The sequence below is a fragment of the Pseudarthrobacter sp. W1I19 genome (assembly GCF_030817835.1).
Taxonomy (GTDB): domain Bacteria; phylum Actinomycetota; class Actinomycetes; order Actinomycetales; family Micrococcaceae; genus Arthrobacter.
Genome location: NZ_JAUSZR010000001.1, coordinates 2,023,332 through 2,039,343 on the forward strand (window position 1 = coordinate 2,023,332; position 16,012 = coordinate 2,039,343).

Here is a 16,012-nt window from a genome sequence, read left to right on the forward strand (position 1 = left end):
GGGATGGTAGGGGGTGGGTCAGTGACCGCCATGCCCGTCGTCAGCTGCGCTGTCGGCGGTGGGGTGGGTCTCGGGGGTGACTGTTGCGGAAGGTTCCGATGCTGCCGCCGGGGCTGGGGCTGAACCGGTGGTGTCCAGGACGAACCCTGCGGAATGGACTTGCCCGTCAACCTGAAAATCGAAGTAGAGGTAGTAGCGGCCAGGGGTCGGAGCGGTGGTTGCGAATTTTACTTCGGGCCCTGAGACTTCGCCGTGGACCGGTTCAGCACCTTCAGGGTGGGTGTGCAGGTAGGCCAGATCTCCCGAACGCAGCGCCACCAAGTGCCCGTAGGCACCCAGGTAGGGCTCCAGGCTGGTCACCGGCTGACCGTCGCGGCTGACACTGACCGTCAGAGCAGCGGCTGACCCAGCCGCCAGGTCACCGTTCAGGGAGACCTTGAACCCGTCTACTTCATCAGCGGTCGACACTTCCAAGGAGGCGGGCTCGAAGGGCCCGGCCACATCTACTGTGCGGGTCAGCGTCAGGCCCTCACCGGCTCCGGCCGGCACAACGTCGGCGTAAACCCGGTACGTTCCGGCCGCATCCCACTCCCACGGCAACGACCAGCGCCCGGCCTCGTCCATCACCGGGTGCACGTGACGGTAATGGCTCCCGTCAGAACGCACCACAATCAGGTGGATCTGCTTTTCATGTGAAATCTCGAACTCGGTGACCGGCGACCCGTCCGGGCCGGTAATCGTAAATGCCAGCTCCCCGGCCGTCCCAATAGCCGCCGGTGCCGCAATCTCCCGCAGCAGGTACCCGGCCCGTTCCGCGGTTACGCCCTGCGCTGACGGGCCGGTAGTGGCCTTACTGGCGGAGGTACCCGGGGTGGATTGTCCCGCGTGCCCGCCGCTAGCGTGTCCGCCCGTGGAACCTTCCGCGGACTGCGTCCTTTCGGTGACCGTCTGCTCCGGCCCTTCGGCTCCTGCCGCGGACTGCTCCCAAGCGGTTACCGTCTGCTCCGGCACTACGGCTCCGGCCGCTGCGAAGGCACCAGTGAACACCACGGCAAGTCCCAGCGCGTAAGCGCCCAATCGTCCGGCTGCATTCACGCCGCCCGCACCCACTGGTAGCCGGCTGCCTGAACAGCGGCGATGACAGCCGCGTCGTGAATTGTTTCGCTGCCGGTGACTACGAGCTTGCCGGTCCGGTAGCTAACATCCACGGACTCGACGCCGTGGACCTCCCGGACTTCTTCGCGGATGGACAGCTCGCAGTGTCCGCAGATCATTCCGGTAACTTGAAATTCAGTGGTCTTCATCGTGTGTGTTGCCTTTCAATAAACCTAGAGAGGTATCTGCCTACCTGCTGGGGTACTGGTGCCGTATGGACTCCAGCAGGCTAAGAAATAGGAATCGGAGATGGGTAGCTCCGAAGCATTGACTGGAGCGGCGAGGCCCTGCAGTTGCCCCAGTGACGGATGCCTTTCAGATGAACGACGCCCTCCTATGACACGGGGATGGATTCGTTTGACGCAGGCGTATAGGCCCGCCGTCTCGATATCGCAAACGCAGCGACTATTGCTCCGGCCAGGGCGAGGATTTTTTGCGAGGGCCATCGTGACGACGCATCGAGCTCGGGCTTTGAACTGTCCCCTGAGGGCTTACTCACCTCTATCCCTCGGTCAATCGTCTTGGCGGGGTGAGCCGAGCAGGGATCCTGACTCATTTACAGTATCCCCAATTCGATCCAGCGGGTTGTCGGTCACGAAGCGTTTGATACCTAGTGAGAGCAGGAATGACGGGCGGCAACCGTCGCCATGGACGATCTCGGGAAACAAGTCCTTGGCGCTCTCTGGACGTGGGTGTTTCTCCAGGACTTCACGCGCGGTCGCCGACGGGATGCGATGCGCGCCGAAGCCAAAGAAATCCAGTGCAGGGCCAAGCGAGAGCAACCTGGCCTCGTCACCGTGGATCCTTGCATCGACTCTGGGGTTGAGGTGGAGGCTGATTGCGTCAGCGACAATATCCCGTCGTTGTGGAGCCCATCCCCGTTCCGTCAGAAACGTCCGGGCCGCCAGGGCGCCGACCACAGAGAAATCCCCGTCCGCCGCCGCCGGGCTGTATCGATCGGCGAGCCCGAGGTCATGCAGTATGCACGAAACGAACACGAGTTCCGGATCTGCACGCCGGCCCTCATACTGCCCCAGCATCCAAGACCAATACCAGCTCCGTTGGCAATGAAGGAGAAGCCTCAAGTCGTAGACTTCGGTGGCAAATTCAAGAGCAGCCCGTGCCTCGATCGAGTCGACGACCGGCACCGACTTAAGGTCCACACGGCCTAGAGCGGCGCCGCGCAAGCCACTCCGTACTGCGAACCGCTCGAGTCCTGCGGTGACTTGAGAGGCGGCGACGTCTGCAATCAAGCGGATGCGCTCGGTGTTCGACAACCGGGCTGATTGCTCGGCCCAAGCGAGCGTGCCCATTCGTGGGGTTCGTGACATTCGTTGTCCTGTCCAATCGGTGAGTTTGGAACTTGAAGGTTCCAGGTGAATCCCTGTGAGCCGTTCCGGGAATCATGCCGCCTGTTTGTTGGCGGCGTCGTCGGGGTTCAGGTTCTGTGTCGAGAGCATTCCGGCGTCGGCGTCGGCGACCATGGCTGACGCCGTGACGTTTTTGGAAGGCTTCCAGGACGGGGATGAGGGTGGTCGTTTCTGCCTTGTTGCCCTCGAACACCCCAGGGCAGTGATAGCGACAACGCCAGCTATTTTGCGCGTGCGTCGGAATGGCCAGTGGCGCTTTGGATGGTCTGTAAGCGAACTCATTGCTACTCCTAGTACAAGAGCGGGCCAATACCCGGCATTGGTAAATTGCAGTGGTTATTTCGATCCCAAGTTGCCCTTAAGGACCCGTGCACCCTCTGGTAAGCAAACGAAGAAGTCTGGTTGCTGGACAGGTGCGAATGACACGATGAGCCATTGGCCGCTGTAGAACTCAACGTATGAGTCTGAGGAGCACCTTGCGTAAGCCTCTTCACGAGTCATGATCTTCACCTCGGAATCTAATAATGTGAACCGCTGAATGATTTGTTTGTCCTGGGCATGGGTGCTGGGGACACTTCCAAAGCTACGGATGCGCGTGGTGACACAACATCACCACAATTGGTGAATGAGGTGGTGATTCGAATGGGATTCACATTTCTGGTGACGAATTCGTAGGTTCTTATCTACGCGGCCAAGCCCCGATCAGTCCGACAACGCTGATCGTTCCGCAATCTTCACGGCTCTGAGGGAATGAGCAAGGTTTTCCCACGGGTCGTTTCAACCGTGTGATCGACCACGTACCGCGGCATTCTGGACAAGAGCCCACTCGGTCCGAACTTCCGGACCTCGGCGATGGTGCTCTATCGGCGTCACAGCGCTCCAGTTCGAGAATGAGGATGAGGACGCGCTGCACACTAACTCCGCCACCACCACTCTCGTGCGACCATCGGCCACAGCAAAACCGATGTAGACAGCGCGCAGACGACGGCGAGACCGAGAGCGTAAACAGTGGCGGGTCGGAGCCATGAGAACGCGGGACGACGCGGCTTGCCCCACGGCGATGACCACGCCCCAGATGACGGCCCACGTCGGCACACTCGCCGGCATGCGGCCACTTCCCGGGCGTTCAAGAGAGGACATGTGTATCTGCCTTCTTGTCATCGACGTTTTGATAGCCGGGATCGGCTGTCAGCTACAAATTCTGGGTGATCAGTTCGCTGAGCTGACGGGCGTCCTCGCCCACGAAACCCAGAAGGGCCGATCCACGATTCCGCTGCCAAGGTCGGCCGATCGTGAACAAGCCACGCATCGGCGTCACGCCTCCGTCGGTGACGAGGGTGTGTGAGCTGTCCAATGCTCCCGACACGTCGATCCAACGATCGTCGGTGACATAACCAGTAGCCCAAATCACCGAGTCGGGACGAACGACCGCGCCGTCGGCGAAGCTCACCGTGGCGGCGTCAGCACCCAATGCACCCGGATGAAGCACGACGCCCGCGTTCCGAAGCTGTCGACGGGTCGTACCAATGATCGGCTCCGATCTCCTGAGGTAGCGACCGATGGGAGAGGTTGGGCGTGCCTTCACGATGCCGGTCTTGTCGAACCACCAGTATAGATTTCGGCCGAGTACCTTCTGCGGTAACGTTCGTGCTCGCGTGCGCTCGCCCAGATGCACGCGCTTACCCGCGCTCGCCAACTCCAACGCGATCTGGAGGCCGGCGTTTCCGCCTCCCACCACGACGACTTCTTCACCGTGGATCTGGGCTGCGTTCCGGTAGGACTCCGAGTGGAGTTGCTGGATGTGCTCCTCGAGAGCGACCGCGAATGGCGGTACGCACGGTGTTGCGAATGGGCCGGTGGCGATCACCACTCGGTCGGCGGGCTCGATCGTCCCGCCGACGTCGACGAGAAAGGTGTCGCCGTCGTGCTGAACGCGCTCGACGAGCGAGCTGAACCGGACATTCAGATTGTGGGCTTGCGCGTAGCCGGCGAGGTAGTGACTGACCTCGTCCTTCGTCGGATGGCTCCACGGGTCCGTGGACGGGAACTGTGAGCCGGGCAGGCCAGAGTATCGAGCCGGAGTAAACAACCTCAGGGAGTCCCAGCGCTGTGACCACTGCGATCCCGGCCGATCATGGGCGTCAAGGATGACGTAGTCCACGCCCGCGGCCTGCAGGTAGTGCCCGATCGCGAGACCCGCCTGACCGCCACCGACAACGATGACCCGGCCGTTCACGACCGACCCTTGCCGCCGGCCAGGGGCTTCGGATCGTACTGAATCTCCCAGCCCGACGCAACGAGCGGCGTGGACGGCCCCTGGGATGGGGCACCTTCCTGTAGGAATTGCGTGATCTTCTCGGCCATGGCCTTTGATTGTGTCCAGTGCAGGTAATGATTGCCCTCGAGCTCGACGATTTCGTGGCGGCTGACGTTCTTGAGCTGGTCCTTGTGCGAGTCCAGCCAGCCGGACGCCGAAGCCACGTTGTCACTGGCGATGAAGTGAAGAACGGGCAGATCCTCCGGGTAGCGCACGTCGCGGAGTGCCGCGGCGTTGCTGGCGACGTGAGCGGCTTCGTCGTGAACGGTAGCGTTGCCGAAGTTCCAGCTTGTCATCTGCCGCATGCGCTCTATTTCGGATGGGGTGTAGTCGTCGCTTTTCGGGGCCACCACGCTGGGCGCGGCCCAGACCACGGTTCGGACGAAGCCGATTGTGGACAGTATCCCGGTGATATTGGGGCCGCCGTTGTTAGCCGTGGCTTCCTTCTCGAGCTGGGCGTTGGGCACACTGGAGTCGATGCCGATCACGGCGGCTACTTCGCTGGGGTACCGGTTGGCGTAGTCGAGTGTGTACAAGCCCCCGAGCGAGTGTGCAGCCAGGACGTATGGTTCCTTGAGATCGAGTGACGAGAGGGCCTCGTGCAGCTCAGTGCTGATGTTCTTCGCGGTTCGCTCACGTGCGGTCAAGTCGCTGTAGCCGTATCCGAAGCCCTCGACGACGATCACGTCGTAAGCATCGAGTTCCCTGATCAAAGGGGCGAAGTCCAGGCCCGGAGCTACCGTGGAAAAGCCGCTGAGCAGGACCAGGGGTTGTCCGCCTTTGGTGCCGGCCCGAACGACGTTCAGTGCGCCTCCCGCGACCTCCACCAGTTCACCGTACTGGGCAGTGCTCGACCTCTCCTGCTGTTCCAGGACCGCGTTGGCCGTTGTGGATGCAAGCGTGATTCCCAGCGCGGTGAGTGCGATGACACCAATCACCTTGCGGGTGCGATGGAATGGCCAGAGACGCTTTCCAGGTGTTCCTTCTGTTGCGGGCTGTGATGGCTTACGAGTGACTTGCGGCATGGGATTGTGTCCAGAGGGTTGGGGATGTTCGGATGAAGGAAGGGTCCGTGGGGACCCGGTCAGTGGGGCACGGCGGGATACGCCGTGCCCCACTGGGTGACTATGCCGCGGCTTCCGCCGTGACCGGTTCGTGCGCTACGACTGCAGTGGGTCGCAAGGCAATAGCGGCGACGGCTGCCCCGATGAGGGCCAGAATTGCCGCTCCGATGAAGGCGGCGGAGTAGCCGTCTGTGAGCGCCACTGCATCACCGGTTGGACCAGTGAAGCCGGCCGCTACCGCAGTCAGGGCGGCGAGGCCTATGGCTGAACCGATCTGGTAGCTGGTGTTCACGAGTCCGGCGGCGACGCCGGTCTCTTCTGGCCGTGCGCTTGAGATGGCGGTTGTCAACGAGGGGATGAAGGCGAGCGCCATTCCCAGCGCGGCGAGGAGGGACGCCGGGAGAACATCAATCCAGTAGCTGCCGTTTGGCCGCACGAGTGCCAACCAGACGAGGCCGGCGCTCAGAACGAGAAGGCCGCTGACGATCATGGGTTTCGACCCGAATCGGGCCTGGAGTCGAGGGGCGAGGGCGATCATACCGACCACGATCAAGGCGGTCATCGGCAGCAGTGCGGCACCGGATGCGAATGCTCCGGCGCCCAGAACCTGCTGGAGGTAGAGGTTCAGGAAGAACCACATTGGAATCCATGCTGCCCCGAGGAACACCTGTGCCAGGTTCGCTGCGCCGAGCTGAGGCGCTCGGAAGATGCTGAGGCGGAGGAGGGGTTGCCGGCTGCGCGACTGCATCACGAAGAACAGCAGTAGCAGCCCGGTGCCCCCGATCACAGCGATCAAGGTCTCGGCGGCTACCCACCCGGCTTCTGGTGCGCGAACGATTCCGTAGACGAGCGCGGTGAGGCCAACGGTGGCTGTTATCGCTCCGGCAACGTCGATGGAGCCGCTTCGTGCCGCCGGTATGGCCGGCAGCGCGAAGAATGCCCCGATGGTCACCAGGACGGCGATGGGGATCGTGATGTAGAACACCCAGGGCCAACTGGCGTATTCGGTGAGCACTCCGCCGAGGAACACGCCCGTTACTCCGCCGATCGGCGCGGCTGCTCCGTAGATCGCGAAGGCTTTCGGGAGGTCACGAGTTCCTCCGAAGAGAGTCATGAGTAGTGTCAGCGCGGCGGGGGCGATCAGCGCGGCACCCACGCCTTGCACAGCCCGGCCCGCGATTTCAACGCCGACCGTGCCTGCGACTCCTGCGAGGACGGAGCCGACAAGAAGTGCCGCCCAGCCTGCGATGAAGACCTTGCGCGCGCCGAAGAGGTCGGAAAGTCGGCCTCCGAGCAGGAGCAGCCCGCCGAAGGCCACCACATAAGCGTTGAAGACCCAGGACAACGACTCGGGGGTGAACCCGAGTTCGCGCTGGATGTCCGGTAAGGCGACGCCGATGATCGACGTGTCCATGATCACCACGAACTGCGCGGCGGCGATGAGGGCCAGGCCCAACCACCGTCGCCGGGTAGGGCGGTCTGTAAGCGAACTCATTGTTACTCCTTGCATAAGGGCCGAATGAAAATACATGGTCGGGGTACACCGCATACCCCCTAGGGGTATTGTCGTCAAACAAAGATGTGGTGTACCGGCGTGCCGTGTCCCTGGTCGGAACAGTCGATCGCCCGAGGGAAGTGAGTCCATCCGGCCTCGGCTGCGTGGTGCGGGTCGGATGGTGGTCGTCACGTCGTTTTCGCCAGTGTGTTGGCGGACGCAACTTTCTATTGGGTTGACAGCAAGGTACAAGGACATGTGATGAGCACGCATCCCCACATGTGGTGATAAGCGTGGCAATGCTCCATCAGTCTGGCGTGGCCTGAGTAAGCCGCTCTCGTAGGCGATGATCACGAGCTGGGCCCGATCGGGGGCACCGTCTCATCTGGGGTTTTGCAGGTGCGTTCGCAATGCGGCCTCAGCGCGCTCCTCGATCAGACGCTTCGACGACGGGCACTAGAGGCCTCCAGCCTGAATATGCAGACAAGGGCAGGAGCGTTCACAACGGCCTTTCGGGGGAACCTGCCCCTCTATACTGGGGGTATGCTGACGCCTGTGCTGGCTACGAAGCTCTTTGTTCCGGCACCGCGCCCACAGATTACTTCCCGGCCCCGCCTGTTTAAGCGCCTCACCGATGACTTGAGCGCGAGCCGGAAGTTGTCACTCGTGTGCGCCCCTGCGGGCTTCGGCAAAAGCACTCTGCTCAGCGAATGGATCACCCAGCGCAGACGGCAGCACCCCGACGTATGTATTGCCTGGCTGTCCCTCGACGCGCACGATAACGACCCCTCACGCTTTCTTGCCTACGTTGTTGCTGCGCTGCAGGGCGTGGACCCGGAAATAGGCGCTGAGATCACGGGCCTGAGGCACAGCGGCCAGGTCCTGGCGGTGGAACCGGCGCTGACGTCCCTGATCAATGACATAGCGCGGTCCGGGAAAGAGTTCATCCTCGTGCTGGATGACTACCACGTGATTGAAGAACGACAGGTTCATGAAGCCCTCGCGTTTCTTCTTGACCATCTGCCGCCACAGTTGCACCTGGTCATCGCCACAAGATCGGATCCGCCGCTGTCGCTGGCCCGTTTACGGAGCCGGGGTGAGCTAACCGAGTTTCGGGCCGCCGACCTGCGCTTCACATTTGACGAAGCGGCTGATTTCCTCAACCAGGTTATGAATCTGGGTCTTTCAGTGGACGACATCGCTGCTCTCGAGACCCGGACCGAGGGGTGGATCGCGGGGCTTCAGCTGGCCGGGGTGTCGCTACGGGAGCATGGGGACGTCTCCGGGTTCATCAAGGCTTTCACGGGAAGCCATCGCTTCGTCATCGACTATCTGGTGGAGGAGGTGTTGCAGCGCCAGTCAGCCGAAGTCCGCAATTTCCTGCTGACCACAGCTCTCCTGGACCACATGACAGGAGGTCTGTGTGAGGCACTCACAGGTGTGGGTGGAGGCCAGGGCATGCTTGAGGCGCTGGAGCGGGACAATCTGTTCGTTATGCCGCTGGATGATCGGCGGCAGTGGTATCGCTATCATCATTTGTTCGCTGAAGTCCTGCGTGGACGGGCATTACAGGAACTGCCCGGCCGTATGCCTGAGCTGCATCGACTGGCAAGCGAATGGTATGAACAGAATGACCTGACAGAGGACGCGGTTCACCATGCATTGGCGGCCGAGGACTTTGAACGGGCCGCCGACCTGATCGAAGCGGTTCTGCCGACACTGCGCCGGACCCGACAGGATGGAATGATGCTGGCCTGGCTGACGGCCCTTCCTGACGAGGTGGTCCGTACCCGCCCCCTGCTCAGCGTCTTCTACGCATGGCGCATGCTCGTCTCCGGCGACCTCGACACCGTCGAGCCCTGGCTTCGGGCCGCTGAACAGGGACTGGAAGCCGCAACAGCAGACAGTGAGGTACCGGCAAACTCCGCCTCGGCATCAGGCCGAGGGCAAGAGCTCCGAATGCTGCCCTCCACCATCGCCATGTACCGAGCCTCACTGGCTCAGGCCAGGGGCGACGTTTCCGCCACCGCCCGACACGCACGACAGGCATTTGAACTCGCCCGGCCGGAAGACCATTTCGCCCGTGGGGCCGCAGCAGCGTTTCTGGGGTTGGCTTCCTGGGCACAAGGCGACGTTGAAACGGCTGTCGGCACCTTCTCGGATGCGGTCGCGAGCCTCCATGAAGCGGGAAACCTCACCGATGAGCTCAGCAGCACCATCCTGCTGGCGGACATGCAGGTCGCACTGGGGCAGCTCCAGGAAGCGCGAAAGCTTTACGAAAGGGCCCTTGGCTATGCCGCCGCCCAAGGGGAACCGGCGCCCCGTGCCACTGCTGAGCTGCACGTGGGCTACAGCGAGCTCTGCCGTGAATTTGGCGACCTGGAGAGCGCAGTCCGGCATCTTCAAACAAGTAAAGAGCTGGGCCGGCAAGTCACTCCCCTGACGGAGCACTCTTACCGGTGGTTCGTTGCGATGGCAGGCGTGAGGGAATCCGAGGGGGACATGGCCGGGGCCATTGAGTCCCTTGACCAGGCCCAACTCCTGTATCTGCGTGGCTTTTTCCCGGAGGTGCGCCCAATCCCGGCATTGAAGGCGCGTATGGCGGTCAGGCAGGGGCGACTGTCAGAGGGCTGGGAGTGGGCACGTAGCCGCGACCTGTTGCCGGTGGGGGAGCTGAGCTACCTGCGGGAATTTGAGCATCTCACCCTGGCGCGTCTTCTCATTTCCCAATTCAGGGTCCTACCGGCAGAGAAAACGATTCAGGAGGCGGCGGACCTGCTCATGCGCCTGCTCGAAGCGGCGGAGGCAGCCGGACGCAAAGGAAGCATATACGAGGTCCTCGTGCTGCAGGCCCTCGCGCTGGAGGCCCAGGGCCAACGCGCACTGGCGCTGGTGCCCCTGGAACGTGCCCTGGTGGAAGCCGGACCGGAGGGTTACGTCCGCCTCTTTCTTGATGAAGGCCCGCCCCTGGCGCCGCTGCTGGCTGAGGCAGCAGGCAAGGGCCCAGCCCTTCCCCACACCGCCCTGCTTCTCCAATCCTTGGAACCCGGGAAATCTCAAACGGTCATCAGGAGGACTCCTACACCTCAGCTGGAGGACCTCAGCAAGCGCGAGCTGGAGGTACTGAGGTTACTTGGCACGTCATTGAGCGGACCGGAGATCGCCCGCCAGCTCTTTGTCTCGGTCAACACCCTGCGCACCCACACCAAACGCATCTTCACCAAGCTCGAGGTCAACAACCGGCGGGAAGCGGTGCGCCATGGCAAGGAACAGGGCCTACTTTGAGGGCCCCGGCAGCCCTCGGAGAGTCACCACACCTATCACCACGGATGGTGACGCGGAGTCACCACACGCCCCGGTAGCTTCAGGTTGTCGGGGCATCCGCTCCGGGCCAACCAAACCAGAGAGCGCGGACCATGAGCATCACACCGAGCAAACTTATCCAGGCCGCCGGTATATCCGCCCTGCTGGCCGGGCTCCTATACATTCTCAGGCAACCACTGCATCCAACAGATGAGGTGTCCGAAGTTTATGGCCTCGCCTGGCTGATCGTAGGGTACATGACCCTGTGCATGTCAGTCCTGGGACTGGCCGGCGTGACAGGCATCTACCTCCGACAGGTCAAGGAAACCGGGCTGCTTGGACTGATCGGGTACCTCATGTTCGGTGCATGGTTCGTGCTGTTGACCGCCTTCACCTTCGCCCAAACGCTCATCCTGCCGCCACTGGCTCCTGAAGCACCCCAGTTCGTGGACAGCTTCCTGGGAATCTTCAGCGGCTCCGGCGGCGAGGTAAGCCTGGGCGCTTTGGAATCACTGCCCCTGGTCTCAGCCGTGCTCTATATTCCAGGCGGCCTCATATTCGGCGTCGCCATCTACCGTGCCCGGATCCTTTCCCGTTGGGGCGCTGGCGTCCTGATCGCCGGAATGGCCCTCACGCCTCTTGCCTCAATCTTCCCGCACACCGCCGGCAGTGCCTTCGCCGTACCGGTGGGCCTGGCGATGATGTGGCTCGGCTATTCCCTCTGGTCTGAAGGACGTGCAAACGCAGGCCGCCAACTGGGCCAGGAAAGCCACCGGCCCTCCCACGCTCCTGCCAACTGAAACCAATACAGACCCCGTGACGAAGTACCAGGACAACGTCCTCGGGCATTTGATGCGCATCAAGCCACCTCGCTCAGAGCGTCTCTCTCGGCAGGAGCTCAATCATGTTAACGTCCCGCCCGCATCGGTGGGACGGTAGCCGCCTTCGAAAGGGGATGAACGACATGCCAGCAGAACACCATCGACCCGGGCAGTACCAACTACGCATCGGAGGACACCTCGACAGTTCTTGGACCGATTGGTTCGAAGGCATGGTCCTCACACAAGAAAACGATGGAACAACCAGCCTGTGCGGACCCGTCGCCGATCAGGCAGCGCTGCACGGCCTGCTCGCAAAAGTTCGGGACATCGGCGCGACGTTGATAGCCGTGAATTTCCTGGAGGACCCAAGCCCGCAGAACAAAACCACCAAAATCTAGCACTGGGCCTGCAGCGGCCACAGCACCGTTTCCAACCAACGGCCTTGCAGCAGGAGGCAACACACTCCTTGTCCTCACCCGAGCCCAACCCCACCACCCAGTGTCCAATCAGGAGGCAATCCCGACGCTACAAGTGCGGCAAGTCCTGACCGGCTTCGCGGCCTAGCCCGACTGAAACCCGTTCATCACCCAGGTCAGTAGAGACCTCAATATCCGCCCACAACTGAGTATCAGAATCCTCTCCCCTCCTTCTACACGCATTATTTGCGCACAACCCTTTAGATAAGGCTTCAAATGTCATCAAAAATCGAAGTACTCCTACCGGCAGCACTCATCAGGATCTTTGCCTTCGCAGGATTTATCTCAGCAGCAATACTGTTGGTCAACGCGGCAAAGAGGGCAGGAATCATTCCCACATCACCTTTCACCCAGCTCGCTGCACCGATCGCTCAAATTGCCGCCATCGGACTGGTGATCGGGATGTATCTGTTGATTTCCCGCAAGGCCGGGACCTTGGCAACCTTAGGTGCAGTTATCTCCGTAACATCGCTAGCCGGCCTCGTCGGGGTCGAGTTTGTCCTCAACCTCGTCTTTCCCTACATTGGCCAAGATGTAATTGCCGTCCTGCGTTCAGGTCCCTTGGGTATCGCCCTGACAGTGGTATCGATGCTTTTCCTGCTCGGTACCGTGATCTTCATGCTCACGCTGTGGCGCACTTCAAGCGCTCCGAAAGGCGCCATAATCCTATACGCGGCGAGTTCACTTCCCATCGCCCTGCGAACGGTATTTCCGGAAACCGTGCTGCAGCTAGGGCTCGTTGGTTTGGCCGTAGCCGCCGCTTTCCTTGCAACCTGGATGCTACGCAGCATTCCTCGTGCAACAGCCGACGAGGTCGCAGCCAGGGCACAGGCAACACGGTGACTGCACCCTAGCTAGCCGTAACTGCCCGAAGTGCCCCGCCGACTCTTTGCGGTCGGCGGGGCGCGTCTCTCTGGACCAGAACGCGCTGAGAAAGCCGCTACCCGCCGTTTTCCAAGAGGTAAGGTCCCGCGAATTGCCCTGTTGCGTGCGGGCTTTCTCTTTGTGGCGCTCGGCTCACAGCTACGTGATGGCCCCTGCTGATTTTGGCTCGGCACCTTGGCGCTGCCGCTGTGGCTCGCCGGTGAGCTCAACGACGCCACCGCCACCGCTGCGATCAACTGCTCTCTTGTTGTTATCGTCCTCCTCATCCTTCCCTGGCAATCCCTGGTCCGGCAGTACGTGACCAGGCCGCGTGACCGCTGCCTGCCCCAGACCCGCTGACACTCGCACCCGCCCCCTCATCAGGAGACCAATCATCATGATTACCACTGACCACGGAACGAGGAAGGCACCTCTGGTGTCCCACCGGAAGACCTCGCTGGCCGCCGGCGTGCTTTACCTCCTCACATTCGTGTCCATCCCTACCTTCTTCCTTTATGACCGTGTAAAGACCGACGCTGGATACATCGGCGGTCCGGGCCCGGACGCCCTTGTCATCGTCGGCGGGCTGTTGGAGGTCATCGTCGCCCTGGCCTGCATCGGCACCGGCGTCGCGCTGTATCCGGTGGTGAAGCGGCAGAACGAAGGGGTCGCACTCGGGTTCGTCGGGGCGCGGATCCTGGAGGCAGGTGCAATTTTCGCTGGGGTCGTGGCACTCATGTCGATCGTCACCCTCCGCCAGGCCGGCGCCGGAGAGGATGCGCTCATCACCGGTCAGGCGCTGCTGGCCCAGCATGCCTGGACCACGCTGCTTGGACAAGGCCTGATACCTGCGTTCAACGCACTGCTTCTCGGCTCGCTCATGTACAGGTCCCGTCTGCTGCCCCGGATACTGCCTGTCTTCGGATTCATCGGGGCGCCGCTGCTTATCGCCGGGGCGGTCGGCACGCTCTTTGGCCTGTGGGGTCCGGTGTCGCCCTTGGCCGGATTCGGCGCCCTGTTCCTGGCCATTTGGGAGTTCGGGATGGGCATCTGGCTGGTCGCCAGGGGATTCAACCCCGCCGCCGCCAAACTCACCGCGACAGGTACCGGCACGAGCGGCGGGATTCGGCTATGAAAGCCGCCGTGTACCGCCGCTTCGGCAGCCCGGACGTGGTCCTGCTCGATGATCAGCCCAAACCCACCCCGCGGCGCGGCGAACTGCTGGTTAGGGTCCAGGCAACGACTGTCAGCGCCGCTGACTACCGGGCCCGGACCAAACACGTTCCACAAGGGCTGAAGCTTCTCAGCTCGGTCACCCTCGGGATTATCACCCCGCGCACCCCGGTCCTAGGCATGGACGCACCGTTCTACGCCACAGTCGGCTTCGTCGCCGCAACAATTCTTGCAGTACTCCTCGTTGCAGGAGCAGACCTCCATGCCTGACCGCGACTCCAGTACGTACGCTGCACCCGGCATGGGCTCACGCGCGAAACAGCGCATCACTTTGCTCGTACTTATCGCGGCACAGTTCGTGGTGATGCTCGACACAGCAGTGGTGAATGTCGCGCTCCCCTCTATCCAGGGGGATCTGGGACTCACGCAAACCGGTGTCGCCTGGGTGGTGAATGCCTACTTCCTGAGCTTCGGCGGCTTCCTGCTGTTGTCCGGCCGGGCGGCTGACCTTTTCGGCAGCCGCCGGATGTTTATGCTGGGGTCAGCGCTATTCACAGCCACGACCCTGATGGCCGGGTTAGCGCCCAACGAAGCTATCCTGGTGATCGCGCGAGCACTCCAAGGGATCAGCGCAGCGATCCTGAGTCCGGCCGGGCTCTCTATCGTTCTGGTGGGTTTTCAGGGGGCCGAGCGAGCGAAAGCCATGGGCGCTTGGGGTGCAGCATCAGCCGCGGGAGGCGCGATCGGTGTCTCTGCCGGCGGTCTGGTGACAGCCGCACTGGGCTGGCAATGGGTGTTCTTTCTCACCGTTCCGATCACCCTGCTGACCTTCGTGGTCGCTCCGCTACTCTTCGATGCCCCCTCGGCAATGAGGACTGACCGCCGCTTTGACGCGTGGGGAGCGGCATCCATCACAGGGGGCGCGCTCTCCCTCATCTACGCGACACTATCGGTCGCCGAGCGCGGATGGCTCTCGACCGAAACCATCGGCGGCGGAATGGTCGGTGTTGCCCTACTCGGCGCGTTCATAGCCATCGAGCGCCGGGCCGCTGACCCAATCGTTCCGCTGCAGTTGTTCCGAGAGCGGACTGTATCGGCAGGTGTAATCGTCGGGCTCCTGGGAGGAGCCGCGCGGGTGTCGACGTTCTATCTCAGCGCCCTTTACCTGCAGCAAGCGCTTGCCTTCAGTCCCGGCGTTGCCGGGTTCGCGATGGTTCCGACGTCAGTAGCCGGATTCTTGGTTTCGCTCCTACTGCTTCCTCGTATCGTCAAACGGTTAGGCGCAGGACAAACGCTCGTGCTGGGGCTGGTGCTATTGGCGTGCGGGCATTTCTGGCTCGCACACACTCATCCCGGCGCCGGATACTGGTTCGACGTCCTGCCCGGGCTCCTCCTGGCCGCGGCAGGAGTGGCCCTCAGCTTCACACCATCGACGATGGTGATTGCCGCAGGCATCCCGGCCACGCTCACCGGGCTGGCGTCGGGATTGGCGAACGCCAGTTCGCAAATCGGCGGCGCGTTCGGCATCGCAGCCTTCAGCGCCATTGCTGCGATCACCACGCAGGCGGGCGGACTTGCCACCGGGTTCCATTACGCCTTCATCGCCGCAGGAGTCATTGCATCGGTCGCCGCAATCGTCGCGTTCGAATACCTGCGGCCGGGATCAGGCGCGACCCATCCTCGGGTTAGAGGGATTAGAACGGCACGATCTATAACAAAAGGAAAAGAACCAAATGAGTGATACCTGGTTTACCGTTGAAACAAATGACAAAAAGATATTCTCGATGGACGAGGTAAAGGTTTCCTTTAGGAAGGATCCGCAAGTTGGAAGAGTGTGGTCTATGTCCCAGGCTCAGCTGGCCGATCTTCAGAGCGCCATCGATGCCTACTCCGGGATGAACTGAGTAGCCAACGCTCCATTTCCACTTCTGCCAGGCACCACGCCAACACGTTTCCTAACGCTGGTAACGGTTA

At 62.0% G+C, this 16,012-nt stretch carries 15 protein-coding genes; 9 read left to right on the plus strand and 6 right to left on the minus strand.

Translation table 11 applies throughout. The features are described from left to right. Window positions 1-18: 18 nt before the first annotated feature. The 6 genes from QF038_RS09580 to QF038_RS09605 all read right to left on the minus strand — a co-directional run bounded on the left by QF038_RS09580 (window position 19) and on the right by QF038_RS09605 (window position 7,401). Window positions 19-1,095, minus strand: a complete 1,077-nt coding sequence (locus QF038_RS09580) for a heavy-metal-associated domain-containing protein (RefSeq protein ID WP_307609931.1) — start codon at window positions 1,093-1,095, stop codon at window positions 19-21. Beyond that, window positions 1,092-1,304, minus strand: a complete 213-nt coding sequence (locus QF038_RS09585; RefSeq protein WP_307609932.1) for a heavy-metal-associated domain-containing protein — start codon at window positions 1,302-1,304, stop codon at window positions 1,092-1,094. Before QF038_RS09585 ends, QF038_RS09580 begins: the two co-directional genes overlap by 4 nt. Before the next feature lie 363 nt (window positions 1,305-1,667). After that, window positions 1,668-2,468, minus strand: coding sequence for an HD domain-containing protein (locus QF038_RS09590; protein WP_307609933.1), 801 nt, complete (start codon window positions 2,466-2,468; stop codon window positions 1,668-1,670). A 1,249-nt stretch (window positions 2,469-3,717) separates the two neighbouring features. Beyond that, a complete protein-coding gene (locus QF038_RS09595) occupies window positions 3,718-4,761 on the minus strand; it encodes an NAD(P)/FAD-dependent oxidoreductase (protein WP_307609934.1) in 1,044 nt (347 codons plus the stop codon). After that, entirely contained in the window at window positions 4,758-5,780 is a 1,023-nt protein-coding gene (locus tag QF038_RS09600; protein WP_307609935.1) for an alpha/beta fold hydrolase, read from the minus strand. The genes QF038_RS09595 and QF038_RS09600 overlap by 4 nt, the downstream gene beginning before the upstream one ends. Window positions 5,781-5,967: 187 nt before the next feature. Then, window positions 5,968-7,401: an MFS transporter gene (locus QF038_RS09605; RefSeq protein ID WP_307609936.1), complete on the minus strand. Its 1,434-nt coding sequence runs from the start codon at window positions 7,399-7,401 to the stop codon at window positions 5,968-5,970. A gap of 543 nt (window positions 7,402-7,944) precedes the next feature. On the opposite strand from QF038_RS09605, the gene QF038_RS09610 reads away from it, so the two are divergent. The 9 genes from QF038_RS09610 (at window position 7,945) to QF038_RS09650 (ending at window position 15,942) form a co-directional block, all read left to right on the plus strand. Continuing rightward, window positions 7,945-10,686: a LuxR C-terminal-related transcriptional regulator gene (locus tag QF038_RS09610; protein WP_307609937.1), complete on the plus strand. Its 2,742-nt coding sequence runs from the start codon at window positions 7,945-7,947 to the stop codon at window positions 10,684-10,686. A gap of 131 nt (window positions 10,687-10,817) precedes the next feature. Then, entirely contained in the window at window positions 10,818-11,504 is a 687-nt protein-coding gene (locus tag QF038_RS09615) for a hypothetical protein (protein WP_307609938.1), read from the plus strand. A gap of 164 nt (window positions 11,505-11,668) precedes the next feature. Beyond that, entirely contained in the window at window positions 11,669-11,923 is a 255-nt protein-coding gene (locus QF038_RS09620) for a hypothetical protein (RefSeq protein ID WP_307609939.1), read from the plus strand. A 294-nt stretch (window positions 11,924-12,217) separates the two neighbouring features. After that, window positions 12,218-12,844, plus strand: a complete 627-nt coding sequence (locus tag QF038_RS09625; RefSeq protein WP_307609940.1) for a hypothetical protein — start codon at window positions 12,218-12,220, stop codon at window positions 12,842-12,844. A gap of 216 nt (window positions 12,845-13,060) precedes the next feature. After that, window positions 13,061-13,225: a hypothetical protein gene (locus QF038_RS09630; protein ID WP_307609941.1), complete on the plus strand. Its 165-nt coding sequence runs from the start codon at window positions 13,061-13,063 to the stop codon at window positions 13,223-13,225. A 37-nt stretch (window positions 13,226-13,262) separates the two neighbouring features. Continuing rightward, entirely contained in the window at window positions 13,263-14,000 is a 738-nt protein-coding gene (locus tag QF038_RS09635) for a DUF4386 domain-containing protein (protein WP_307609942.1), read from the plus strand. Further along, complete coding sequence (locus QF038_RS09640; RefSeq protein WP_307609943.1) at window positions 13,997-14,308, plus strand: hypothetical protein; 312 nt, start codon at window positions 13,997-13,999, stop codon at window positions 14,306-14,308. Before QF038_RS09635 ends, QF038_RS09640 begins: the two co-directional genes overlap by 4 nt. Then, entirely contained in the window at window positions 14,301-15,779 is a 1,479-nt protein-coding gene (locus QF038_RS09645) for an MFS transporter (protein WP_307609944.1), read from the plus strand. The genes QF038_RS09640 and QF038_RS09645 overlap by 8 nt, the downstream gene beginning before the upstream one ends. Next, window positions 15,772-15,942: a hypothetical protein gene (locus QF038_RS09650; protein ID WP_307609945.1), complete on the plus strand. Its 171-nt coding sequence runs from the start codon at window positions 15,772-15,774 to the stop codon at window positions 15,940-15,942. The genes QF038_RS09645 and QF038_RS09650 overlap by 8 nt, the downstream gene beginning before the upstream one ends. Window positions 15,943-16,012 lie beyond the last annotated feature (70 nt).